General features: G+C 74.5%; 18 protein-coding genes. 4 read left to right on the top strand and 14 right to left on the bottom strand.

Features of this window, described 5'->3' with window-relative positions; all coding sequences use genetic code 11:
• Positions 1-8 precede the first annotated feature (8 nt).
• From ACWDAK_RS19690 to ACWDAK_RS19630, 13 genes are all read right to left on the bottom strand, one after another.
• The gene (locus ACWDAK_RS19690) at positions 9-3,791 is read right to left on the bottom strand and encodes a LysM peptidoglycan-binding domain-containing protein (RefSeq protein WP_427394103.1); all 3,783 of its coding nucleotides are present in this window, start codon (positions 3,789-3,791) and stop codon (positions 9-11) included.
• Complete coding sequence (locus ACWDAK_RS19685; RefSeq protein ID WP_427394102.1) at positions 3,791-4,255, bottom strand: hypothetical protein; 465 nt, start codon at positions 4,253-4,255, stop codon at positions 3,791-3,793. The genes ACWDAK_RS19690 and ACWDAK_RS19685 overlap by 1 nt, the downstream gene beginning before the upstream one ends.
• Positions 4,256-4,317: 62 nt before the next feature.
• Positions 4,318-4,746, bottom strand: coding sequence for a TadE family protein (locus ACWDAK_RS19680; RefSeq protein WP_344635915.1), 429 nt, complete (start codon positions 4,744-4,746; stop codon positions 4,318-4,320).
• Entirely contained in the window at positions 4,743-5,105 is a 363-nt protein-coding gene (locus tag ACWDAK_RS19675; RefSeq protein WP_344635916.1) for a TadE/TadG family type IV pilus assembly protein, read from the bottom strand. The genes ACWDAK_RS19680 and ACWDAK_RS19675 overlap by 4 nt, the downstream gene beginning before the upstream one ends.
• Positions 5,106-5,323: 218 nt before the next feature.
• Entirely contained in the window at positions 5,324-5,596 is a 273-nt protein-coding gene (locus tag ACWDAK_RS19670; protein ID WP_344635917.1) for a hypothetical protein, read from the bottom strand.
• Positions 5,597-5,628: 32 nt separating this feature from the next.
• Positions 5,629-6,513 carry a hypothetical protein gene (locus tag ACWDAK_RS19665; protein WP_344635918.1) on the bottom strand — a complete coding sequence of 295 codons (885 nt, stop codon included), beginning with the start codon at positions 6,511-6,513 and terminating at the stop codon, positions 5,629-5,631.
• Positions 6,510-7,457, bottom strand: a complete 948-nt coding sequence (locus tag ACWDAK_RS19660) for a type II secretion system F family protein (protein WP_344635919.1) — start codon at positions 7,455-7,457, stop codon at positions 6,510-6,512. The genes ACWDAK_RS19665 and ACWDAK_RS19660 overlap by 4 nt, the downstream gene beginning before the upstream one ends.
• Entirely contained in the window at positions 7,457-9,061 is a 1,605-nt protein-coding gene (locus tag ACWDAK_RS19655) for a CpaF family protein (RefSeq protein WP_427394101.1), read from the bottom strand. The genes ACWDAK_RS19660 and ACWDAK_RS19655 overlap by 1 nt, the downstream gene beginning before the upstream one ends.
• On the bottom strand, positions 9,051-10,202 hold the full coding sequence (locus ACWDAK_RS19650; protein WP_427394100.1) for a hypothetical protein: 1,152 nt from the start codon (positions 10,200-10,202) through the stop codon (positions 9,051-9,053). The genes ACWDAK_RS19655 and ACWDAK_RS19650 overlap by 11 nt, the downstream gene beginning before the upstream one ends.
• Complete coding sequence (locus ACWDAK_RS19645; RefSeq protein ID WP_427394099.1) at positions 10,202-11,032, bottom strand: SAF domain-containing protein; 831 nt, start codon at positions 11,030-11,032, stop codon at positions 10,202-10,204. Before ACWDAK_RS19645 ends, ACWDAK_RS19650 begins: the two co-directional genes overlap by 1 nt.
• A gap of 52 nt (positions 11,033-11,084) precedes the next feature.
• On the bottom strand, positions 11,085-12,029 hold the full coding sequence (locus tag ACWDAK_RS19640; protein ID WP_449806484.1) for a hypothetical protein: 945 nt from the start codon (positions 12,027-12,029) through the stop codon (positions 11,085-11,087).
• Complete coding sequence (locus ACWDAK_RS19635) at positions 12,023-12,460, bottom strand: hypothetical protein (protein ID WP_427394097.1); 438 nt, start codon at positions 12,458-12,460, stop codon at positions 12,023-12,025. Before ACWDAK_RS19635 ends, ACWDAK_RS19640 begins: the two co-directional genes overlap by 7 nt.
• Positions 12,461-12,780: 320 nt before the next feature.
• Positions 12,781-13,617 (bottom strand): hypothetical protein, encoded by an 837-nt coding sequence (locus ACWDAK_RS19630; protein WP_427394096.1) that lies wholly within the window; start codon positions 13,615-13,617, stop codon positions 12,781-12,783.
• Positions 13,618-14,289: 672 nt separating this feature from the next.
• Here ACWDAK_RS19630 and ACWDAK_RS19625 point away from each other — a divergent pair.
• The 4 genes from ACWDAK_RS19625 (at position 14,290) to ACWDAK_RS19610 (ending at position 18,297) form a co-directional block, all read left to right on the top strand.
• Positions 14,290-14,745 (top strand): MaoC family dehydratase, encoded by a 456-nt coding sequence (locus tag ACWDAK_RS19625; RefSeq protein WP_344635926.1) that lies wholly within the window; start codon positions 14,290-14,292, stop codon positions 14,743-14,745.
• Between the two features lie 636 nt (positions 14,746-15,381).
• On the top strand, positions 15,382-16,542 hold the full coding sequence (locus tag ACWDAK_RS19620; protein WP_344635971.1) for an MBL fold metallo-hydrolase: 1,161 nt from the start codon (positions 15,382-15,384) through the stop codon (positions 16,540-16,542).
• Positions 16,543-16,677: 135 nt separating this feature from the next.
• Positions 16,678-17,592, top strand: a complete 915-nt coding sequence (locus tag ACWDAK_RS19615; RefSeq protein ID WP_344635927.1) for an acyl-CoA thioesterase — start codon at positions 16,678-16,680, stop codon at positions 17,590-17,592.
• A gap of 87 nt (positions 17,593-17,679) precedes the next feature.
• On the top strand, positions 17,680-18,297 hold the full coding sequence (locus ACWDAK_RS19610; RefSeq protein ID WP_344635928.1) for a TetR/AcrR family transcriptional regulator: 618 nt from the start codon (positions 17,680-17,682) through the stop codon (positions 18,295-18,297).
• Positions 18,298-18,413: 116 nt separating this feature from the next.
• Here ACWDAK_RS19610 and ACWDAK_RS19605 read toward each other — a convergent pair whose 3' ends face one another.
• The gene (locus ACWDAK_RS19605) at positions 18,414-22,454 is read right to left on the bottom strand and encodes a Pls/PosA family non-ribosomal peptide synthetase (RefSeq protein WP_427394095.1); all 4,041 of its coding nucleotides are present in this window, start codon (positions 22,452-22,454) and stop codon (positions 18,414-18,416) included.
• Positions 22,455-22,533 lie beyond the last annotated feature (79 nt).

Genomic DNA, 22,533 nt, shown 5'->3' with positions numbered 1-22,533 from the left:
CCTCGCCGTCAGTTGCCCGCGAGCAGGTCACGGAGCAGGGCGACCGTGTCGGCGTCCAGGTCGCGGCCGGTCCGGCGGCTGAGGGCGTCAAGCCGGTTGACCGCGCGGACCAGTTGGTCGCGGGCTCCGGCGGAGGCGTAGGTGTAGAAGAGGTCGCGGTGCAGCAGTTCGACGTCCGGGGCGACGGCGAGGCCGCGGAAGATGGCGGCCTCGGCGCTGCGGTGGTCGCCGTACTGCAGGCGGCGGGCGGCGAGTTCGTGGGCGGTGTCGACGATCGCGGCGATCATGTCCTGGCGTTCGGCCTCGGCCCAGGTGTAGGCGGTGGTCGGGGCCTCGGCGAACGGAGCGCCGCGGACCAGGGCGAGCGCGTGTGCCAGCGCGGCGTCGGCGGTGCTGCTGGTGCTGCGCATGCCGCGCCGGTACAGGCTGCGGAACTCGTCCCAGTCGCAGGTCACGGTCGGGGCGAAGGCGTAGCCGTCCGGGGTGTCCAGGTGGAGGAAGGCCCGGCCCTCGGCCGAGGTGCCGAACCAGGCCGCCAGTTCGGCGAGTTTGGCCTGCAGCGGGGTGGCGGCCCGGTCGGCCGCCGGCCCCGCGCCGTGCGGTCCGGGGGCCAGGTGCGCGGCGCCCGGGTGCAGGGCCCGGTCGAGTTCGCCGTGTTCGAGGCCCGGGCGCAGCACCAGCAGGGCGGCCAGTTCGGTCAGCCGGGAGAGCACCGAGGGCTCGGCGGGCCCGACCGCGCACAGCACGTCCACCGGGCCGAGCAGCCGGATCCGGGGTGCGGTACGGGCGGCGTGCGCCTCCGGGGAGCGCAGAATGGCCAGCAGGTCGTCGCTGTCGCTGCGGGTGGAGCTGGGCACCGGCGGTACCGGGTGCACCGGCGTGACCGCGTGCACCACGCCCGCCGGGGCCGGGCGCGCCTGCCCGGCCGGGTCGGCGAAGGCGTCCGCCGGGGGAGCCGGGTCGTGCATCGGCGCGGGCTCGGGGGGCGCCGCCGGGGCGCCGGGGCGGTCCGGCTCGGGCGTGGCGGCCGCCGGCGGTTCGGCGGTGGACGGAGTGCCGGACTTCGTCAGCACGGGCGGGCCGGCGGGCGCCGGGCCCTTGCTGCGCAGTCCGCGGCTGTTGGCGCTGTGCCGGGACGGCGGCCGCGGCGGGGCGACCGGTCCCGCCTGGACCTCCTCGACGCCGGCGGCGGCAGCGGCAGCGGTGTCGGCGCCGGCCGGAGCGGCGGGCCCGGCGAGGCGCGGGGCCGGGGTCACGGTCGGGTCGGTACCCGCGAACGGGCTGGCTCCGGTGCCGATCATCCGGCTCACCAGCTGCGCCCCGGTCAGGTCCGCCGGCAGCGCCAGGGGCGCGCCCAGCGGGGCGCCCACCCCGGCCAGCACCGGCACGGGCGGCAACGGGATCTCCTCCGCGTCGCGGTCACCGCCCGGGCCGTCCAGGGTCCAGTCGGGAGCGGGGTGCTGGGTGGTGTCGGATGCGGCCCGCAGCAGCTCGCCGATGTGGCCGTACTGCTGCGGGTCGAGCTTCTGGAGTTCGACGGTGAGGTGCAGTCCCGGGATGGTGGCGGTGCCGCTGCTGGGTAGGGTCCAGCGGGCGACCGGACCGCTGCCGCGTTCGGGCGCGCGGGTGACCACGGCGAGGCAGGTGCGGGGGGTGCCGTCGAGCAGGCGTCCCAGTTCGGCGGGCAGGTTTCCGCCGGGCGGCTGGGCGGAGAGCACGATCTCGGGCACCCAGGACTCGTCCGCGTGGCCCCGGCCGCGGGCGTCCCGCGGACTGGCCGCGTCGGCGGCCACCAGGGTGGCCCTGGCCTTGACCGTCCGCGGGCCGAGCGCGCTGATCGCCGCCTCCAGGCTGTCGTAGCGGTGCACCCGGTCCGCCGCCGTACCGGTGAGCGGCAGGTCCTCGGCGAGCCCCACCAAGTGCAGGTGCAGCCGGTCGGCGAGCGGGCTGTGCGCCAACTCGACCGCCAGCGTGCGCAGTACGTCCCGCGCGTCGTCCGGGTGCCCGGACAGGTGCATCAGCCGTACGGTCTCCAGGTCGGCGAGCACCACGGCCCCGTCGGGCGCGGTGCCCAGGGTGACCAGGGCCGGGTAGGGCGCCGCGGTCTTGGCCGCCTGCGCGGCGGACAGCAGTTCCGTGGAGTCCTCGGGGCACCACCAGACGTTCGGCGCGTGGGCCGCCCGGAAGGGCGCGACCGGCGCGGCGGGGGCGCCGAGGTGCAGTTCGACGGTACGCCCCGGGGTCACCCGGACCGCGGCCAGGGCGGGCAGGCGCTTGCTGCCGCGCACGGTGTTGCGGGCCAGTGTGCGCAGTGCCCGGTTCAGCAGGTCGAGGGCGGTGTCGTTCTGGCGCACCTTCAGTTCGGCCTCGAACTCGGCCGCGGGCGCGGCCGGTAGGGCGATCCGGTGCCGGGGGCGGCGGGTGCACTGCTGGTCGCCCCGGCGGCGGGACACCGTTCCGATCATCACCGCCGCGAGCAGGACGCCGACCGTGGAGGCGGCGAGTGCCACGCTGTAGTCGTCGCTGGGCGCCGCCGCCTTCGCGGCCGGAGCCGGTTTCGCGGTGGGCGGCTTGTGCCCGGCGGGTACGGACGGGTGCGCGCCGGCCGGGGCCGGGCTCGGGGTGGCGCTCGGGGTGCCGGGGGCCGGGGCGGACGAGGTCGCGCCGCCGGTACCGGGCGCGGGGGTCGGGGACTGGGCCGGCGGCTGCGGCTGGGCCTGCGCACCGGGGACGGCGAGCACCATGCCCGGGGCCAGGACGTCGGGATCGGTCAGCCGTTCCCCGTCGGGCGCGCTGATGCCCTTGTTCGCCTCGAAGAGCTTCGGCCAGGCATCCGCGGCGCCCAGTTCCCGTTCGGCGATGGCCGAGAGCGTGTCGCCGGACCGCACGGTGACGCTGGAACGCCACGTGCTCGCGGGCGGCGTCACTGGGACGGTGCCGCCCTGCGGCGAGCCGGACGTCGCCGAACTCCCGTCCGGTTTGGCGTCGTTCGGCATGAAGAGCTTCCAGCCGGGCTGGATCGGCCGGTCTGCGTCGAAGCGGGCACCCGAATCGTCCATCACCCGGTGGTCGTTGAGCTTCGCGATCTCCACCCATCGTTCACCGGAGCCGAGTTGGCGCTCGGCGATGGACCAGAGGCTGTCCGCCGGCCGGGTGTCCCTGACGGTGTAGGTCGGATGCTGCTCGGCGGCGGGCGCGAGCGCCGGTGCGACGGGGGCGGCGGGCAGCGCCGCGTACGGGGCGCGGGCGGTCAACTGCGCCGGGGCGAGGGCCGCCGGAGCCTTCTCCGGGGTGGCCGCGAAGGCGCCGCCGGCGACCGGCAGTACGGCCAGGACCGAGCCGACCAGTCCGGCCGCCAGCCGCTGGCTCCAGCCGAAGGCGGGGATCCGGCGGGCGATCCGGCCGCGCAGCTGGGCCGGGATCTCCAGCAGCACGGAGAACGCGAAGCACAGCCAGGCGGCCCAGCCGATGACGACCAGCGCCCAGAGGAACAGCCGCCCGTCGTCCGGGCCGGTGAGCATCGAGACGAACCCGCCGCTCGCCACCTCGCCCATCCCGGCGACCGCCAGGGTGCCGTAGAGCAGCAGCGCGGGCAGGCCCGCCAGCAGCCCGAGCAGCGTGATCAGCGAACCGAGCGCGGCGGCCACCGAACCGGCGCTCCGGCCGGGGCCGGCGGCGCGCAGCGGCACCGGCCGCCGCCGGTCTGCTCCGGGTGCACCCGGGGCGCCGCGGTGCGCGGGCGAGTCGGTAGGGGTGCCGTGGGCGTGGTGCCTGGCTCGTGGCGCGGCCATCAGCCGTTCTCCGCTTCCGTGACCCCGTGCACCAGGGTGGCCGTGCCTTGGCCGTGCACCGGGAGGATGTTGACGTTGATCGCACCGAGCAGCGCGGTGCGGTACGTGGTGTCGATGCTCACCTGGACGGTGTGGTCGTCCTTGAAGGTGACGTCGGCGCTCAGGTGGTACTGGTCGAGGTACGCGTCCGCGGCACGGGTGGCCACGTCGAGGTCGTGCTCGCGGGCGCCGATCACCGGGTAGCCGTCGCCGCGCAGCACCGCCGCCTGGTCGAGCTGCTGGCCGACCACGCGGGCGGCCTCCTGAGCGCGGGCGTCGGTGTTCTCGATCTCGCGCAGCCGTCCGCCGCAGTCGAGCACTATGCCGATCACCACGACCAGTCCGGCGGCGCAGATCGCCACAAAGGTGGAGACCGCACCGGCGTCCGGCGCCGCTCCCCTCCCACGTCCGCTACGGCGTGGCATCAATTCCCCTCCCCCATCCGGTGGTTGAACCCGGCACCTGCTCCCTGCCGACCGGAGCCCGGTCAGTCGGTGCCCCGGTACCGGTCGATCACCGAGGTGAACCGGCCGGTCATCGTCCGGCTGCCCGGCACTCCCCCGAACGACAGGTAGTCCAGCGCGACCTTGCAGCTCACCGTCACGCTCACGGTGGTGAGTTGGCCCGTCGGAGTGTCGATCGTGCCGTACTCGACCGGGGCTGTTTCGGCGTCGCTACACGGCACCCGCTGGTCCCGGAACACCTCCTGTGCCGCGTCCTGCGCCGCCTGCCGCGCGCCCTCGGGGCTCCGGGCGAGCGAGGCCGCGCGGGCGCCGGAACGCGCTGCCGCATCCACTACCCCGCCGGTGGTCTGAATACGCCCGGCCACCACGGCGATCATCACGAAGAGCACCACCGCTGGGATGATCAGGGCCGCCTCGACCGCGACGCTCCCCCGGTCCGTTCCCCGGCTCACGGCCGGCCCCCCTGCGGGACGAACTTCTCCCGCGGGGCGGTGACCTGGCGGTCGATGGTCATCCCGGACATCCCGGGCAGCAGGCTCTGCGCCCGGACGGAGACGCGCAGGCTGAACATCTGCGCGTCCCCGCCGGGGACCACCTCCACCGGCTCGGCCAGCGCGCCCTGCCGGTCCAGGAAGTCCGTGGCCCGCCGGACGGCCAGGGTCGGCGTACCCCCCGTGATCCGGCCCGCCTCCGCGCCCTCCCTGGCGGCGGTGAGCGCGGCCTGGCTCGCGTACCACCACAGGGCGGCCTGCACCACGAGCACCACCGTCGCCAGCACCGCGGGGAAGACGATGGCCAGGCTGAGCGTCATCGCCCCCAGGTCGGAGCGAGTACGGCGCCCAGGCGGGGCCTTGCGAACCGAGGGGGTCCCCCCGGCCGGAGGCTGGGGGCGGCGTGCCGGTGCCGTGAGGGAGGAGCGAGGAAGCGACCGACGGAGGAGGGAGTGCGGGAGCAGGGGGCACCTCCCAGCCGGCAAGGCTGGGGGAGACTGTCGGCGCCGGGTCGGATCGCCCGGAGGCGAGTGAGAAGTCACGTCGGGTTCGGCACATCGATCGGGGTGTCGTTGACCTTGTTCTTGACCTTCCCGGCGAGGCTGTAGAGCACGCCCACGATGATCCCCGCGACCACCACCAACCCGACCACCGCCAGGGCCAGTTCGATGGTGATCGCTCCCCGGTCGCCGGCCGCGCGGGCGGCGCGGGCCCGGCCCAGCCGGTAGTGGACGAGCACGGACATGGCGAGTTGCACCGGCAGCAGCATGGGCAGCAGCAGTGCCGCGAGTAGGTTCCGGATTCGGTTCATGGTCGCTGGTCTCCCAGGGAAGTGGCGGGCGGCTAGACAACGTTGAGCATCTGGTAGAGGGCGGGGAAGACGATCAGCGCCGTCATCAGCAGGGTGAGCACCGAGCCGGGCGCGACCATCCGTTCGCTGTCGGTGTTGGCGGCGGCCAGTTCCTCCGCCAGCAGTTCGCCGCGCAGGCTCTTCGCCCGGGCGCGCAGGGTGTCGTACACGGCGGCGCCGTCGGTGCCCGAGATGCGCATGATGTCGGCGACGTCCTGCATGGCGGTGAGGCCGAGTTCGACCGCGAGCGCGTCCAGCCCCTCCCAGGGCGGCAGTCGGTCGGTGGTGGCGCGCTCCAGCGCGTCCCGGATCCGGCGGAAGACGGTGCCCCGGCCCACCGCGGCGGCCCGCCGCAGCGCCTCGGCGGGGCCGCAGTCGGCGGCCCGCTCCAGGGCGACCAGCTCCAGGTAGGCGACCAGGCCGTGCAGGTACTCGGTCCTGGCCTCCTTGGCCTCACCCGCCACGATGGCGTCCGGCACCAACCAGCCGAGCAGTGCGAGCGCCGGGCCGAGCAGCAGCGGCGCGGCCACCGGCAGGTCGATCCCGAGCACCAGCGCCATCGCCGAGAAGTACCCGGGCAGCAGCAGCCCGATCAGCGCGAACAGCAGCTTGTGCGCCATGAAGCGGGCCGGCGTGCGGCCGATCAGCGCCAGTTGCTGGCGCGGGATCCGGGTGCCGGGCAGGCCGAGCGAGCGCTCACCGACCCGGTCGTACCAGGAGCGCTGGTCCTCGCCGCGCACCGCCTGCTCGGCCGGCACCCGGTGCAGCCGGTCCAGGGCCTGCCCCAGATCCGGTGGGGCGGGCCGGAGTTCGGCGACGAGCAGGGCGATGCCGCCGGCCGCCGCGGCACCGGCGAGGACGGCCCAGGGCGAGATCACCGTGCCTCCTTCAGCAACGGGTCGGCGAGCTCCTCGGGTTCGCCGCCGGGCAGTCGGCCCGCCTTGCTGCGCCGGTCCGCCTCCAGCAGGCGGGGCGGCGGGGTGTGCCGGGCGAGCGAACGCATCCAGCCGATCACCAGGACGAAGACGGCCGAGACCACCCCGAGCACCAGCTGGCCGACGAAGGTCCCGTACGGCGCGGTGTAGTCGGTGTTGAAGGAGCCGGCCGCCAGGACGCCCACGATGATGGCGACCAGCCAGCGGATGGTGGTGCGGTGCTTGGCCCGGTCCGCCTCGATCGCCCGCCGCTGGCGGACCTCCTCGCGGACCGACTCGGCCAGGTCGGCCAGCGCCCGGGCCAGCCCCGGGCCGCTGTCCCCGGAGCGCAGCACCAGCGCGGCCAGCACCTTGTCGGCGGTGGCGTCGGCGAGGCTGTCGGCGAAGGCCCGCAGCGCGTCCTCCGGACGCCATCGGGACTGCAGCCGGGCCGCCAGCTCGGCGATCTCGCTCTCCAGGGCGGGCGGCGCGGTACGACGGCTGGTCAGGATCGCCTGGTTCAGCCCGACCCCGAGCAGCAGCACGTCGGCCAGCCGCTGGGTCCACTCGGAGAGCGCCTCCAGCCGCTCGATCCGGCGGGTGTCCGAGCGGGTGGCGTCGAAGAGCCAGGGCAGGCCGAAGACGGCGAGCGGCACCAGCAGGGCGGTGAGCGGGATCCCGGTGAACAGCCAGGCGCACGGCGCGCCGATCAGGGAGAGTGCGGTCTGGATCCGGCGCAGCCTGGCGACCTGGGCGCTCGGGCTGCCCGGCGCGCCGTACCAGAAGGTGTGCAGCCGCCCGCCCAGCGGGTTGCGGTCCACCTCCTCGGGAGCGCCGCCCAGCAGACCGGCCACCAGTGCGACCGCGCCGCCCGCCACCAGCAGGCCGCAGAGGACGAAGAGCAGCATCACCGCAGGCCCCCGATCCGCAGCGCCAGCGGGGCGCCCCAACTCCCGTAGGGGTTCTGGAGCAGTGCGGCGTCGAAGCCGGCCCGCCGCAGGTCGTCGACGCAAGCGGGCGGGGTGTGCGGCACGGCGCGGGGCTCGCCGTGCTCGGGCCGGGGTCCGAAGACGGTGTTCATCGCGGGGCGGCCGTTCTCGCCGAGGCCGGTGACCTCTAGGACGTGGGAGACGAAGCGGTGCCTGCGGCCGCCGACGGCGGTCTCGTCGACCATGGCGACGTGCACGATCAGGTCCACGGCGTTGGCGGTGAGGCGGTAGGCGAGGCTGTCGGTCATGTGTGCGCCGTACTCCAGGCAGAGTTCGGCGATCCGGTCCACCACCATGTGCGGCCCGCGGGCGTGCAGGGTGCACATCGAGCCGCCCTCGCCATTGGTCATCACCCGCAGCATCGGGACCACCTCGCCGGAGCGGACCTCGCCGACGATGATCCGCGACAGCGTCATCCGCAGTGCGGCCGGGATCAGTTCACCGATGGTCAGCTCGCCCGCGATCCGGCCGTCCACCCGCTCGCCGTTGCCCTCGCGGGCCTCCATCGGGACCACCTGGCGCAGATGGCCGAGGGTGTGCAGCCAGAGCTCGAACTCCGTCTCCAGGGTGCCGATCCGCTCGTCCGGCGGGATCTCGGCGGCCATCGCGCGCAGCAGGCTGGTCTTGCCCACGCCCTGGGTGCCGGTGATCATCACGTTCTTCCTGGCCCGGATCGCGGCGGCCAGGAAGGCGGCCAAAGTGTTGTCCAGGGTGCCGAGTTGGACCAGGTCGGCGAGGGTGGCGGAGGCCACCCGGTGGCGCCGGATCGCAACGTACGGGCGCGGCGTGACCCCGGTCATCGCCTGCAGGCGCATCCCGCCCTCCAGACGCAGCGCCAGCGTCGGGCTGGCGGTGGAGAGGCTGCGCTCGCCACCGCCGTGCTGGCGGGCCAGGTCCTGCAGCAGCTCGACGAGTTCCTCGTCGGTGTCGGCCACCGGTGGCACCTGGCGCAGGGGTTGGTGGACCCTCGAGACCCAGACGTCGTCGCAGCCGTTGATCAGGATGTTCTCGATCTCGGGGTCGTCCAGGTAGGGCTGCAGCCGGCCGGCCCGGAACAGCAGGTCGTAGACGGCCTCGGCGAGCGCCCGGTCCTGCTCCCGGGTCGGCGGGATGCCGTGGGTCTGGGCGTACGCGTCGGACCAGCGGGCAACCGCCTCCTCGATCAGCGCACGCCCGCGCTGGCGCCGGGTCGCCCGGTCCGCCTCCAGGCCCGAGCCGTCGGCCAGCCGGGAGAGCTGCTGGTGCAGTTCGGCGGCGACCTGGCGTTTGAGCTCGCGGGCGACCTGCGGATCGATCGCGGGCCGTGCGGCGACCGGCTCCAGCGCGGGCGCGCCCGATCCGCGGACCGGCCCGGGGGTGAACCGGCCGGCGGGCGCCGCGCTCGGCGCCACGGGCTGAGGCACCACGGGGGGACGCGCCACGGGCGGAGGCGTCGTCACCGGCTGGGCGGTGGCGGCGGTCCAGGGCAGCGCAGCCGGGTCCACCGCACCGCCCGGGCTCTGGTGCAGCGGGCTACCGCGCACGGAGCACCTCCCCGTACGCCGACTGCTGCGGGGGCTGCGGCTGGAACGGCGCGGGGGCGGGCGGCTGCGGCACGTACGGTGCGGGCGCAGGCCCCGGGACGGGCCCGAGGCAGGCCGCCGGGCGCGCTTCGGGGGCGGCCGGGTCCTGGACCGGTGCCGGCGGCTGCCCGGCCGGCTGGAACTGCCCGCCGTACTGGCGGGGTTGCCCGGGCGGGAAGGGCTGCGCCGGCTGCGCGAGCGGGAAGGGCTGCTGCACTGGCTGACCGGGAGGGACGGGCTGCGCCGACTGCCCGAGCGGGAAGGGCTGCATCGGTGGGGTCGGCCGGTCCGTCGGGCCGAGCGGGGCGGGCGCCGGGGCGAGCCGTGCGCGCCGACGGCGGATCAGCTGCTGGATCCGGTCGGCCGCCGACCTGGCGGTGCGCATCAGCTCCGAGCGGATGAACCGCCGGTCGGTGGCGTCACCACCGTCGGAGAGCACCCGCGCGATCCGCGGCGCGTACGGGAGCAGCCCGAGCGAGGGGAGCGCGAACTGCCGGGAGACTTCGGTCTCCGGGTACGGGCCCTCGGCCACCAGCAGCAGTCCCAGCGCGTCAGCTCCGGTGCCGGAGGTGTCCAGATCCTCACGCAGCGCCGCCAGCCGGGGGCGGGCGGCGCTCAGGCCGCGCAGGGTGGTGCGCATCGTCACGGCGACCACGTCGGCCCGCCGGGCGAGCACCGCTCCGGCCCCGGACGCACCGGAACGGCCGAGGTCCAGGATCACGTCGTAGCCCTGCGGCTCCAGCCCGTGCAGCATCTCGACCAGCGGTTCCCAGGTGTAGGCGAGGCCGGGCGCCTGCGCGGGGTCGGTCAGTCCGGGCAGCAGCAGCCGCTCGCCGGTGCCGGCCGGGGAGAGGTCGATCAGCTGCTCCCACAGGCTCTGGGCGAGCAGTCCGCGCCGGTCGGCGACGGCGAGGTTGCGCAGCCCGTACACGGCCTCCACCCGGCCCTCCAGCGCGCCGGCCAGCACCGCACCGCCGTCCGGGTCGCACTCGACCAGCATGATCCGCCGGCCGGGCTGCAGCGGCCAGGCCAGCAGCAGGGCGAGCGCACCGGTGGTGGCGCCCGGCGCGCCGGGGCCGCCGGCCACGGCGACGACGGCCATCAGTTGCCACCCCCGGCCGCGTTCGGTGCCGTGCCGCCGGTGGACGGCGCGCCGGACAGGGCTGCGGACGGGCCGGTGGACGAGCCCGTGGACGGACCGTTGGACGAGCCGTCGGACGGCGCCTGCGCGGCGGGTGCGGCCGCCCGCGGCGCCAGGATGACCTGGAACTTGCCGCCGGCCACCCAGGCGGCCAGCCGCGGCCCGTCGGCGGGCGGTACGGCGACGTCGACCACCTGGCCGCCGTCCGAGTCCACCCGGCCGACCGTGACCACGGTGGCCGCCAGGGTGTCCGGGGTCCGGGTGGTCCCGCCCTGGTTCGCCTGGTCCACGGTGGCGACGACCAGCACCCGCAGACCGGGCTCCAGCCTGGTGGCGGGCAGCTGGGAGCGCTTGGCCGCCACGCCGACGATCTGCTGACCGGGCTCCACCGCCGGGTCGGCGGTGACGTCGGCCTTGAGCAGCAACGCGCCCCTGCGCAGATCGGTGGTGGCGCGCAGCCCGATGGTGCGCGCCCGATCCCTGGCGTCCAGCGGGCGCAGCGCCGGGTCCCCGGCGATCCTGGCGACCACCACGTCGTCGGCGGTCAGCGCCTGCCCCATCGGAACGTCATGTGCCAGGGCCAGTACGGCGATCCGCTGGCCGGTGCTGTTGTAGAGCACCGCGCCGCCGAGTCCGCCCGCTGCGATCAGCGCCACCGCCATGGCGAGCACGGCCGGCCTGCGCCGCCGGGCGCGCAGGGTGCGCGGCGGCGTGTGCGGCACCGCGCGCGCCGGTTCGGGCACGAGGGCGGCGGTGCCGGGGCTCGGCGCCGCGAAGGTTCGGTTCTCCACCGGACTACGGCCTTTCGTACGGGGGTCTGTGCGGCACTCTGCGGCCGGCTGGTCAGTTGAGGACCTGGACCTCGCCGACCCGCAACGGGAGCGGCTGGTCGCCGGTGACCGGGTAGTCGAACGCGAACACCTTCTCGCCGGTACCGCTGATCTGGGCGTTCACCTTCCAGTTCAGGGTGGCGGTCAGGTAGTACCGGCCATCCTGCTGGGTGGCCGAGCCGGTCCGGTACACATGGCCGCAGTCGGGCGAGGGCGAGCCCCCGGCATCCGCGTGGTACGGGGTCCCGGCCGACGCGCAGGACACGGTCGAGCCGTCACCGGTGTCCCAGGTCACGCTGTCCAGCGTGACGGTGACGGTGACACTGGTCTGCCGCCCCTTGGCCGTGGCGCTCAACGGCCCGACGGTGGCGTCGTTGCGGTCGTACCAGAGCCACACCGGAACCCCGACCACGGCGGTGCCGGTCGGCGCGGCGCGCAGTTGCGGCGCGGCCAGCCGGACCTCCTTCAGCGCCTTCAGCCCAAGGTCGTACGGCCGGTCCGGCGGGGGCTCGCCGCCGGGCGGCTGCGCGAAGAACATCGGCGGCTTGGGCGTCAGGTTCCCGTCCGTGCCACGGCAGTTGACCTCGTAGACCGCGCCCTGGGACGGATCGCGGCCGCCCCACGACGCGTCACCGGCGGGCGGCTGCGGGCTCATCCGGTGGTAGTAGCACCCGTCCGAGGAGCTGAACCAGCCCAGCATGTCGTCCCAGCACGGCCACTGCTGCCCGTTCCAGCTGCACATCTGCTCCCCGCTGCCGCCGCTGCCGGTGCTGCCGCCGCTCCCGCCACCGCCGGTGGTACCGCCACCGGGCTCGGTGATGACGATGCAGATGTCACGCGAGGCACAAGGTCCGACGACGCCGCCCGGATCGTCCGCGAACGCCGGGGAGATCGTCGCGGCGATCATTCCGAGTAATGCGGCGATCCGAACCACCGTTCTCCGAGCGGACTTCAGCATGTTCGGTCCACCTCTCGCTTGAAGTCGACGATCATCCAACGCCCGTTCGTTCTACGGAGACCAGCCGTGGCGGGGTAGCGCGAAAACCGCTGTTTCGGATCCCTCAGCGCCTTCGTCGCCGCGTCCGCCTGATGCCAGTCGCTGACGTCGAGGCAGTCCTCGATCGACGCGGTCTGCGGATCGGAGGCGAGGTCGATCGCCTTCACCACCGGCGAGTTGTGCGGACTTCCGATCATCACCAGTTTGGTTTCGTGCAGTTGGTGAAGGCTGGCGACCGCCTCACTCAGCGCGAGTCCGGTGGAATAGACCTGCAGCTGGGAACCGTCGGAACCGGACTGCGCGAAAGCCGCGGTCTGCGCGGCCCACCAGTCCTGATACGCCCTCAGAACCACCCGGCCGACCGCCCCTTCCGGCCCCTCGGTGGGCGCCACCGAGTCCGGATTCGAACCACTCGAAGGAGCTACCGGCGCCACAGTCGCAACACTGGCCCCAGGATTGGCGAGCCGATCGACGGAACCCGCCGAGCCGCTACCGCCGCACGCGGCTAGAACCGCCAGCAGAACCACGCCACCGACCCCAACAACCCCAGGGCGCAAGACATTTCCGTGCTGCCGCATCGCCCCACCTCATCGCGACCGGCCCCACACGTTGCCTTGGCCGCCAGAAGACATCCGCTGTCCCGCACTGCTGCTCCGGGGCATCGATTCTTCGCCACCCGCCCCTTCGCGGCAACACCTCGGGCCCTCTGACCTTACGCGGAAGGCGGATCCGTTGGGCCACTTTCTCGCCACAGAACCGCCAACAGTTCTTCGGAAAGCGACAATCCGGCCAATGCGCCCCGCACCGCGGCCCGATTGCGCATCAGCAGGCGTCCGTTCTGGCCAGGAACAAGCAGTCGAACACCCGCCGGTCCCGCCCCCGGCCCCAACTCGGCCTCCACCGCAGGCTGGAGCTCGGCGGGCCCGACGGCGGCGGGCGCGCCGGGTACACCGTGCTCCAGTACCCCCGCCAGCGCCCACGCGAAGGAGCCCTCCCCCCCGGGGAGTACGGCGTCCCGCCCGCGCCGTCCGCCGGCGAACCGTCCGACCCGCCCCCACAGCGGCACCCGGGAGTGCGCGAACAGCTCACCCACGCCGTCGTCCCCGTCGCGCTCCAGTGCCGCCCACGCCTCCCGGTCGGCGACCACGTCCACCAGCAGCATGGTGTCCGCGGCCTCGCCGTGGACCATGGTGCTGACCACCCAGTCCCAGGCCAGCCCGCGCCGGTAGGCGTTGTCCGACGTGCTTCCAGCCGTGACCAGCGCCAGCCGCCGGCCGCGCGGATCGGCCACCAACTGGCCGACCAGGCAGACCAGCAGCCAGCGCGAGGGTCTGAGCGCCGCCACCCGCAGCGCAGTGAGCATGGCGTTGGCGTCCGCGTCCGGCGGCACCAGGGTCACCCGGCAGCCCCGGGTACCGGCGTCGAAGCAGCGCCCGGGCAACGTCTCGGCGAGCAGCCTGGCCCCCTCCGCCGCCCGTGCCGAGGCGCCGTGGGCCCGTTCGGGCCCTCCGTTCGCTCCGATCACCACCAGTTCGATGCCGCCGCCCATTCGCACCGCCCCCTCCCCCCTGACGCCGCCCGCACACCGACCAGCCACCGCATCCGCTCAGTCGACCGGCCGTCCAACGGACCGGCCGGTGCACCCGCCGTCGCCACGACCGGTCGGCGCCGAGCCGCCCCGCGACCACCGCGTGCCTGCCCCGGACCGCACCAGCTTGGACCACCACCGACCGCCAGGACCACCGCCGACGACCGCCGATCAGCGCCGACCACGGACGATCACCAGGGCCGCCGCCGACGGCCGGGCCACCGCCGACAAGCTATCGCTGCCGCTCCCCGCACACCGGCGGCGTCGCCCGCGCGGACCGGCCCCGCCGCTTGCGACCGGGAATCGACGCAGCTCAGCCACCACGGCACCGGTGAGACCGAGAGCCGCGGCGGCAGCGGAGGCGCCTTGCGCCGCAACGACCTGACGACTCCCGGACGGTCCGGTACCCGCGCCCGCCCGGCACCTGTGCCCGCCGGACTGGTGGTGCATACCGGGCGCGCGCCGCCCACCGCGCTCCCCGCGGCCTCCCGACACCTCCTGAAGCCGCGTGCCGCGGCCTCACCACAGGCCCGTCGCAGGCCCACTTCCGACCGACTCCTGACAGGTGACTTCCGAGTAGGCATACTCTGCGGAACCGGAGTCCAGCCAGCAGCACCCCCACAGGAGCACGTTGTGACGACCTTCGCCTCGCTCGCCGACCTGACCGCGGCCGTCGGCACCGAACTCGGCACCAGCGAGTGGCACATCATCGACCAGGACCGGGTGAACCTGTTCGCGGAGGCGACCGGCGACCACCAGTGGATCCACGTCGACCCCGACCGAGCCAAGGACAGCCCGTTCGGCGGCACCATCGCACACGGCTACCTGACGCTCTCGCTGATCCCGGTGCTGGCGAAGGAGTGCTACAGCGTCGACGGCGTCCGGATGGCGCTCAACTACGGTTCGGAGAAGGTGCGTTTCCCCGCGCCGCTGCCCGTCGGCACGGCGGTCCGGGCGACGGCCCAGCTGCTCTCGGCCGCCGAGGTCCCCGGCGGTGTCCAGGCGGTGGTCCGCTACACCATCAGCAGCGAGACCAGCGCCAAGCCGCACTGCGTGGCCGAGGCCATCACCCGCTTCTACACGGCCTGAGCCAGGCGCGCGACCCGGATCCGCGTACGCCGTCCGGGCCCACGCGCCCCGCGCACAACTCTGCCCACACGCGCCCGCGTGCCCCATACCCGCAGCGCCCGCAACCCCCCGAGGCCCAAAGCGCCGGCGTACCCGCAGCGCCCGGTTCCCCAAAGCGTCCCGCGCGCACCAGCACACGCGCCGCACCCGCACACCTGCAGTACCCGCGCACCTGCCGTACCACCGCGTAACCAGCGCACACGCACCCGCCCCACACCCATCCGCGCACACCCCCGGCGCCCGCCCTCGCCACGGGCGCTCCCGGCCCATCCCGAGGCGGCAGTTGGCGCATCCGCTCGGATCCGGACCAGGTCCACCGAACGGCGTGCTCACTCCCCCGTTCACCGGGTTCGACGGCCGCCGGAACGGTAAGGTCCGGTCAGATGCCTGTCGTACGGCAGCGGGCACCCGAGCCCCTGCCGTACGGCTCCTCCCGCGCGTCCGCGCCGCCGCGAGCGCGCGTTGTTGCGTGCCCATGGAGGTGCTGTGCCCAGCTCCGTCTCCTGGATCTCCCGGTTCACCACTCTGACCACGCAGCTCGGCACCGGCACCGGCACCGGCACCGGCCTCGGCCCCGGCCTCTCCCCACTCCGCGAACTGCCCCGCACCGCCTGGCGCAGGCTCCGCACCGACGCCTTCGGCGCAGAACCCGCCGGCGAGCGGCTGGCCAGGATCCTCGCCTCACCGAACTTCACCGACGGCGCCTTCCGGAACCCCGTACCGACCAGGCGGCTGGTCTACGACCGCTCCCCCCTGGAGATCACCCACTCCCAGCTGACCGCCAACCGCCCGCGCCGGGTCCCGGCCGCCGCCGTGCCGCTGCACCGGCTGCGGCCGGCCGAACTGGCCGAGCCACCCGCCTCCGGGCTGCGGCTGACCTGGCTGGGCCACGCCACCGTGCTGGCCGAGCTGGACGGCCGCCGGGTGCTGTTCGACCCGGTCTGGGGCGAGCGCTGTTCACCGTTCAGCTGGACCGGCCCCCGGCGGCTGCACCCGGTGCCCGTCCCGCTGGCCGGGCTCGGCCCGGTGGACGTGGTGGTCATCTCGCACGACCACTACGACCACCTGGACATGGACACCGTCCGGGCCCTGAGCCGCTCCAGCGCGGTCTTCGCCGCCCCGCTCGGCGTCGGCGCGCACCTGGAGCACTGGGGGGTGCCGGCCGACCGGATCGTGGAGCTGGACTGGTGGGAGTCGGCCGAGGTGGCCGGCCTCGCCCTCACCGCCGTGCCCGCCCGCCACTACTGCAGCCGCGGCCCGAAGACCAGCCCATACCTGCTCTGGGCCTCCTGGGCGGTGGCCGGTCCCGGGCACCGGGTCTTCCACAGCGGCGACACCGGCTCCTTCCCCGGCTTCGCCGAGATCGGCCGCCGACTCGGACCGTTCGACGCGACGATGGTGCAGATCGGCGCGTACAGCGACTTCTGGCCTGAGGTGCACATGACGCCCGAGGAGGGCGTCCGGGCCCACCTCGACCTGGGCGGACGGCTGATGCTCCCGATCCACTGGTGCACCTTCAACCTCGCCCCGCACCCCTGGGAGGAGCCCGCCGAACGCACGGTCGCCGCGGCCCACGCCCTCGGCGCCCGGCTCGCCGTCCCCGTCCCCGGCCGCCCCTTCGAACCCGCCGAGGCCCCGCCGCTGAGGCTGTGGTGGCGGGCGGTCGCGGCGATGCCCAGGGGGGCCGAACCGCTGCTCCCCGAACCCGGCACCCCGGTCGGCGGCCGGACCGCCGAGGGCGACGAAGTCGCCGTCTGACCCCCGCTCCCCGCCGCACCGCCCGGTGGCTGCCACGATCGGCGAACATTTCTGTAACTCGTTCCACCTGATGTGGCAGGCTCCCGGTAACCCAGGTCACACCGCCAACCGGCCCCGGTCTGCCACTATGTGCGGGTGACCGACGCCATCTCACAGGACTCTCCGGACCCGGGCACGCCGGGTTCGTTCATCGAGCTGCTCCGGATTGAGCAGCTGGACAAGAACCTGTTCCGGGGCAGCTGCCACGCCGGGGCGCCCACCCGCACCTTCGGCGGCCAGGTGGCGGCGCAGGCGCTCACCGCTGCCGGACGGACGGTGAACCCGGCCCGGGCGGTGCACTCCCTGCACGGGTACTTCCTGCGGCCCGGCGACCCGCAGCGCCCGATCGAGTACGAGGTGGACCGGGTCCGCGACGGGTTCTCTTACGCCACCCGGCGGGTGACGGCGATCCAGCAGGGCGAGGCGATCTTCACGCTCTCCGCCTCCTTCAAACTCCCCGAGGAGGCGGGCACCCGGCAGCGCACCATGCCTCCGGTTCCGGGCCCCGAGGAACTGCCGGACCCCTTCCCGCTCTGGGCCGAACAGGCCCCCGAGGACTACGCCCGCAGCGGCTTCCGCTCGCTCGACATGCGCTTCGTCCCGGCCGACGCCCCCGGCGTACCGCCCGAACTCCCCGGTGTGCCGCAGCAGTTCGTCTGGCTCCGGGCGGGCACCCCGCTCCCGGCCGACGACCCGCTGGTCCAGGTCTGCGCGCTCACCTACCTGTCCGACCTGACGCTCGCCCCGACCGCGGCACTGCACGTCCAGCCGCACCGGCTGCAGCGCTCCGGCCCGCCCCGGGTCATGCTCGCCTCGCTGGACCACGCGATGTGGTTCCACCGGCCGTTCCGCGCGGACGACTGGCTGCTGTTCGCGCAGCGCAGCCCGTCCGCCTCGGACGGACGCGGGCTCAGCCTCGGCGAGTTCTACAACCGGGACGGCGAACTGGTCGCCTCCGCGGTGCAGGAGGCCCTGCTCCGCGAACTGCAGCCGCAGCCCCCACGGCCGTAGCGGCCGCCCCGGGCGCACCTCCCGGACCGGCAGTGCGCTGATCAGGCGTCGTTCGCTCCCGGGTGGCCGCCCCGTATCATGGTGCGGGTGACCAAGGTTGACCTGTCACCACGGCCGATCGAAGCGATGTCGCCCCGTCAGCTCGAACGCCGCCGGAATCTGCTCTCGGCGGCCCTCGCGCTGGTGAACGAGACCGGCGTCGAGCGCCTGCAGATGAAGCAGGTCTCCGAACGCTCGGGGGTCGCGCTCGGCACCGCCTACCGGTACTTCTCCTCCAAGGACCACCTGCTCGCCGCCGCGATCGCCGACTGGCACCGCATGCTGCTCGCCGACCTGGTGGCCGAACTGCGCGGCCCCAGGGCCGGGCTCACCGGCACCGACCGGGTGGTCCGGTTCGTCCGGCACGGCATGCGGGCGTACCAGCGCCAGCCCCAGCTGGCCCGGCTGCGGGTGTCGGTCGCGGCCTCCACCGACCCGTTCGCGAGCGAGGCGCTGCAGAGCCTGGTCCGGGCCGACGACGCGGCGCTGAACGCGGTGATGGCCCAGGTCCCGCCCGGTGCGGGCGATGTGGTCCGGCACATCGTCGGCCACGCCTGGCAGGGCGAGCTGACGGCCTGGGTGACCGGCCGCACCACCCTCGACGACGCCCGCCGCCGGTTGGAGGACGTCGTCCGTCTGGTCCTCACACCCTACGAAGCGGCCTGAGACCGACCGGCTCGGGGAACCGCCCGGCCGGCCGCCTCGCCACCGTCCGCGCTCCACGCCCGACGCGGAACGGCGGGCAGGGCCGAAGCCCCACCCGCCGTCAGCGGCCCGCGGCGTCAGACGCCGCTGCCCACCTGCCTCCGCCCGCCGCCCAGGTGCCCCCGGGACCGCGCGTGCCGCCGGTCGGACCCGCTCACCACGTGCGGACCGGCCCCGACGGGCAGCTCCGCCGGCCAGGCGGCGACCGGGTTGCCGATCCACCGGGTACCGTCCGGCATCGACTCACCGCTCATCACCAGCGAGGCGGCGCCGACCGAGACCCCGCTCCCCAGGCTGGAGCCGGGCAGCGTGATGGAGTGCGGGCCGGTGGTGGCCCCGGCGCCGACGTGCACGGTGTCCAGGCGCATCACCCGGTCGTGGAACAGGTGCGTCTGCAGCACCGTCCCGCGGTTGATGCTCGCGCCGTCCTCGATCGCGATCAGGTCGGTCTCCGGCAGCCAGTGCGTCTCGCACCAGACCCCGCGCCCGATCCGGGTGCCCAGCGAGCGCAGCCACACGTTGAGGAACGGCGTACCGATGATCGCCTGGCCCAGCCAGGGCATCGCCAGCTCCTCGACGAAGGTGTCGTACAGCTCGTTGCGCCACACGAAGTGCGACCAGAGCGGGTGTTCACCCGTCCTGAACCGGCCCACCAGCACCCACTTGGCCAGCGTGGTGGTGATCAGCGCCGCGATCCCGGCTCCTATCAGCACCAGTCCGCCGCACGCGGCGGCCGCAGCCCGGCCGTCCCGGTCGATCACCTCCTGGAGCGCGCCGAAGGCCAGGTCGCCGAGGAAGGCGACCAACAGCACCGGCACCAGTCGGCACAGTTCCACCGCGCCGCGGGCGAGCATCAGCCGCCGCGGCGGGTCGTAGGTGTGCGCCAGGTCACCGGTGCGGGCCACCCGGGGCAGCGAGAAGCCGGGGCGCCCCAGCCAGGAGGAGCCGGGTTCGGCGTGCGCCGGCGTGTCGGAGAGCACGCCGACCAGCGAGTTGTCGGGCAGCGTGCGGCCCGGGCCGACGATGCCGGAGTTGCCGACGAAGCTGCGCCGGCCGACCTTCGAGGGTCCGACCCGCAGCCAGCCGCCGCGTACCTCGAACGGCGCGACCAGGGTGTCGTCGGCGAGGAAGGCCCCGTCGTCCACCCGCATCAGGCCGGGAAGCGCCAGCACCGTGGACGCCTCCACCCGCCGGCCGATCCGGGCGCCGAGCAGCCGGAGCCAGACCGGGGTGAAGAGCGAGGCGTAGAAGGGGAACAGCGACCTGCGCGCGGTGTCCATCAAACGGGTGACGACCCATGAGGCCCACGCCACCCGGCCGAGTGACGGGTGGTGTCCCGGCTTGATCATCAGACCGCACAGCCGGACCGCACCGATCAGCAGCAGCGAGTAGCAGAGCAGCGAGATCAGCACCGCGAGCGGGGTCACCAGCATCAGCTGGATCATCGCCGCGTAGAGGGTGCGGTCCTTGTCGAGCATGGACAGCACCAGGGCCAGCGCGGGCAGCGCGGCGACCAGCGGCATCAGACCGAAGCCGATCAGACTCACCGCGTACACCGCGTTCCACAGCCGGGAGCGGCGGTGCACGGGCAGCGGCCAGCCGGTGCCGGCCGGGCCCGCGTCGGTCATCGGACGGGCCGGGGAGCCGTGCCACTGCTGGTTCGCGGCGACCTCGCCGACGACGCAGCTGCCGGGCGCGACGTCCGCGTGGTCGCCCACCACGGCACCGGGCATCAGCGTGCTGCGGGTGCCGACCCGGGCACCACGGCCGATCTCGACCCCGCCCAGGTGCAGCACGTCGCCGTCCAGCCACCAGCCGGCCAGGTCGACCTCCGGCTCGATGCTGGCGCCGGAGCCGAACCGGGCGAGGCCGGTCACCGGCGGCATGGTGTGCAGGTGCACGTCCTCGCCGACCCGGCAGCCGAGCAGCCGCGCGTACCGGCCGGCCCACGGGGTGCCGATCACCGAGGCGACGTTGAAGGAGGCCACCACCCGTTCGGCGGTCCACAGCCGCAGGTGGACCGAGCCGCCCCGGGGGTAGCTGCCGGGCCGCAGTCCGGCGGTGAGCAGCCGGGCGGCACTCGCCCCGGTCACCAGCCGTCCGGCCGCGCTGTAGAGCACCACCCAGCCGGTGATGATCAGCCACCACGGCGTGTGGGGTGCCCAGGCGAGCTTGTGTCCGGCCAGGCTGGTGAGCCCGGCGAGGTTGTCGAGCGCGGCCAGGGCCAGCACCCAGCGAAGGCCGCTGACGGTGAACAGCAGGGTGAGGACGGCCAGTTGGACCACTCCGGCGCGGCGCGGGGTCGGCCGGACGGTGCGTTCCTCGCGCGGCGGGCCGCCGAGCTCGTCCAGCCTGGCGGCCTGGGCGAGCAGCGTGGGCTGGGCGTAGATGTCGGCGACGGACACCGCCGGGTAGCGGGTGCGCAGCACCGAGACCAGCTTGGCGGCCGCGATGCTGGTGCCGCCGAGGGAGAAGAAGTCGCTGTCCCCGGAGACCGGCAGGCCGAGCAGGTCCTGCCACTGCTGGGCCAGCCAGCCGGCCGTGCCGGTCGGGGCGGGCCCGGTGGGCGCGGCGGTCTGGGTGACGCCGGCCAGCGGCCAGGGCAGGGCGTTGCGGTCGACCTTGCCGGAGGTCTTGGTCGGCAGGTCGTCCACCAGGGCGAGTAGCGGGACCAGTGCCTGGGGCAGCCGGTCCAGCAGTGCCACCCGGGCGGCGGCGGTGTCGAACGGGGTGCCGGGGCCGCCGTCGGGGACGAGGTAGCCGACCAGCACCTGGCCGCCGGCCGGGGTGTTGCGGACGGCCGCGGCGGCGGCGCGTACGCCGGGCAGCGCCTGCAGCGCGGCGTCGACCTCGCCGAGTTCGATCCGGCGTCCGGACAGCTTGACCTGCTCGTCGGCCCGGCCGACGAAGACCAGTCCCTCGGGGTCGGCGCGGACCAGGTCGCCGCTGCGGTAGACCCGGGAGCTGTGCAGGTAGGGGCTGTCGACGAACTTCTCGGCGTCCTTGGCCGGATCCAGGTAGCGGGCGGTGCCGACGCCGCCGATCAGCAGTTCACCGGTCTCGTTCCAGGCGACCGGCTTGCCCTGTTCGTCCACGACCGCGAGTTCCCAGCCGTCCAGCGGGGCGCCGATGCGCACCGGCTGACCGGGGGTCATCAGTGCGGCACAGGCGACCACGGTGGTTTCGGTGGGGCCGTAGGTGTTCCACAGCTCGCGGTGCGGGGCGGCCAGCCGGTGGACCAGTTCCTCCGGGCACGCCTCGCCGCCCAGGATCAGCAGCCGGACCCGCTCCAGGTACTCGGTCGGCCAGAGCGCGACCAGGGTGGGCACGGTGGAGACCACGGTGATCTGACGTTCGACCAGCCAGGGGCCGAGGTCGGCACCGGCCCGCACCAGCGCCCGCGGTGCGGGCACCAGGCAGGCGGCATGACGCCACGCGAGCCACATCTCCTCGCAGGAGGCGTCGAAGGCGACCGAGAGCCCGGCGAGCACCCGGTCGCCGGGGGTGAGCGGGCGGCCTCGCAGGAACAGCCTGGCCTCCGCGTCGACGAAGGCCGCGGCCGAGCGGTGGGTGACCGCAACGCCCTTGGGGCGCCCGGTGGTCCCGGAGGTGAATATGATCCAGGCGTCGTCCTCCGGGGTCGGTCTGCCGGGGCGTCCGCCGGGGCGTCTGCGTGCGTCGGTGGTGATCGCCAGACCCTCGCCCAGCACGGCGCAGACCCCGGCGTCCGCCCAGACCATCTCGGCGCGCTCGTCCGGGTCGTCCGCGTCGACGGGTACGTAGGCCGCGCCGGTGCGCAGCGTCGCGAGGATCGCGATGTAGAGATCGGCCGTTCCCGAGGGGACGCGCACGCCGACCCGGTCTCCTCGGCCGATGCCGAGGGACGCCAGGCGGCCTGCCAGCGCGTCAACCTGCTCCAGCAGCGACCGGTAGTCGAGTACCGCGGCACCCGCGTCCAGCGCGGGTGCGTCCGGGTACGCCTGGGCGGCGGCCTCGATCACCTCGATCAGGGTCCGTGCGGGGGCGGCCGGGATCACCGGCCACAGCGCCCCGCCCGCCAGTCCGGGTGTGGTCCCGGACGGCGGCAGACTCAAGTCCGCTACTTCACGTGATTCCATCAACCTGCTCTTCGGTCTCGTGGACTGCGGCTCTTCCAACGGCGGCTACGGACCGTACACGGCCAGTGCCCCGTTTCAT

It is taken from the genome of Kitasatospora sp. NPDC001175 (genome assembly GCF_053598215.1).
The sequence above is the reverse complement of the archived record's forward strand: the minus strand, read 5'-3'. Positions and strand labels throughout refer to the sequence as shown.

Excerpts from the sequence above, each read along its gene's own strand:
- ACWDAK_RS19685 (WP_427394102.1), bottom strand. The coding sequence starts at position 4,255 with ATGCCACGCCGTAGCGGACGTGGGAGGGGAGCGGCGCCGGACGCCGGT.
- ACWDAK_RS19660 (WP_344635919.1), bottom strand. The coding sequence starts at position 7,457 with ATGCTGCTCTTCGTCCTCTGCGGCCTGCTGGTGGCGGGCGGCGCGGTC.
- ACWDAK_RS19670 (WP_344635917.1), bottom strand. The coding sequence starts at position 5,596 with ATGAACCGAATCCGGAACCTACTCGCGGCACTGCTGCTGCCCATGCTG.
- ACWDAK_RS19675 (WP_344635916.1), bottom strand. The coding sequence starts at position 5,105 with ATGACGCTCAGCCTGGCCATCGTCTTCCCCGCGGTGCTGGCGACGGTG.
- ACWDAK_RS19690 (WP_427394103.1), bottom strand. The coding sequence starts at position 3,791 with ATGGCCGCGCCACGAGCCAGGCACCACGCCCACGGCACCCCTACCGAC.
- ACWDAK_RS19630 (WP_427394096.1), bottom strand. The coding sequence starts at position 13,617 with ATGGGCGGCGGCATCGAACTGGTGGTGATCGGAGCGAACGGAGGGCCC.
- ACWDAK_RS19605 (WP_427394095.1), bottom strand. The coding sequence starts at position 22,454 with ATGGAATCACGTGAAGTAGCGGACTTGAGTCTGCCGCCGTCCGGGACC.
- ACWDAK_RS19640 (WP_449806484.1), bottom strand. The coding sequence starts at position 12,029 with ATGCTGAAGTCCGCTCGGAGAACGGTGGTTCGGATCGCCGCATTACTC.
- ACWDAK_RS19650 (WP_427394100.1), bottom strand. The coding sequence starts at position 10,202 with ATGGCCGTCGTCGCCGTGGCCGGCGGCCCCGGCGCGCCGGGCGCCACC.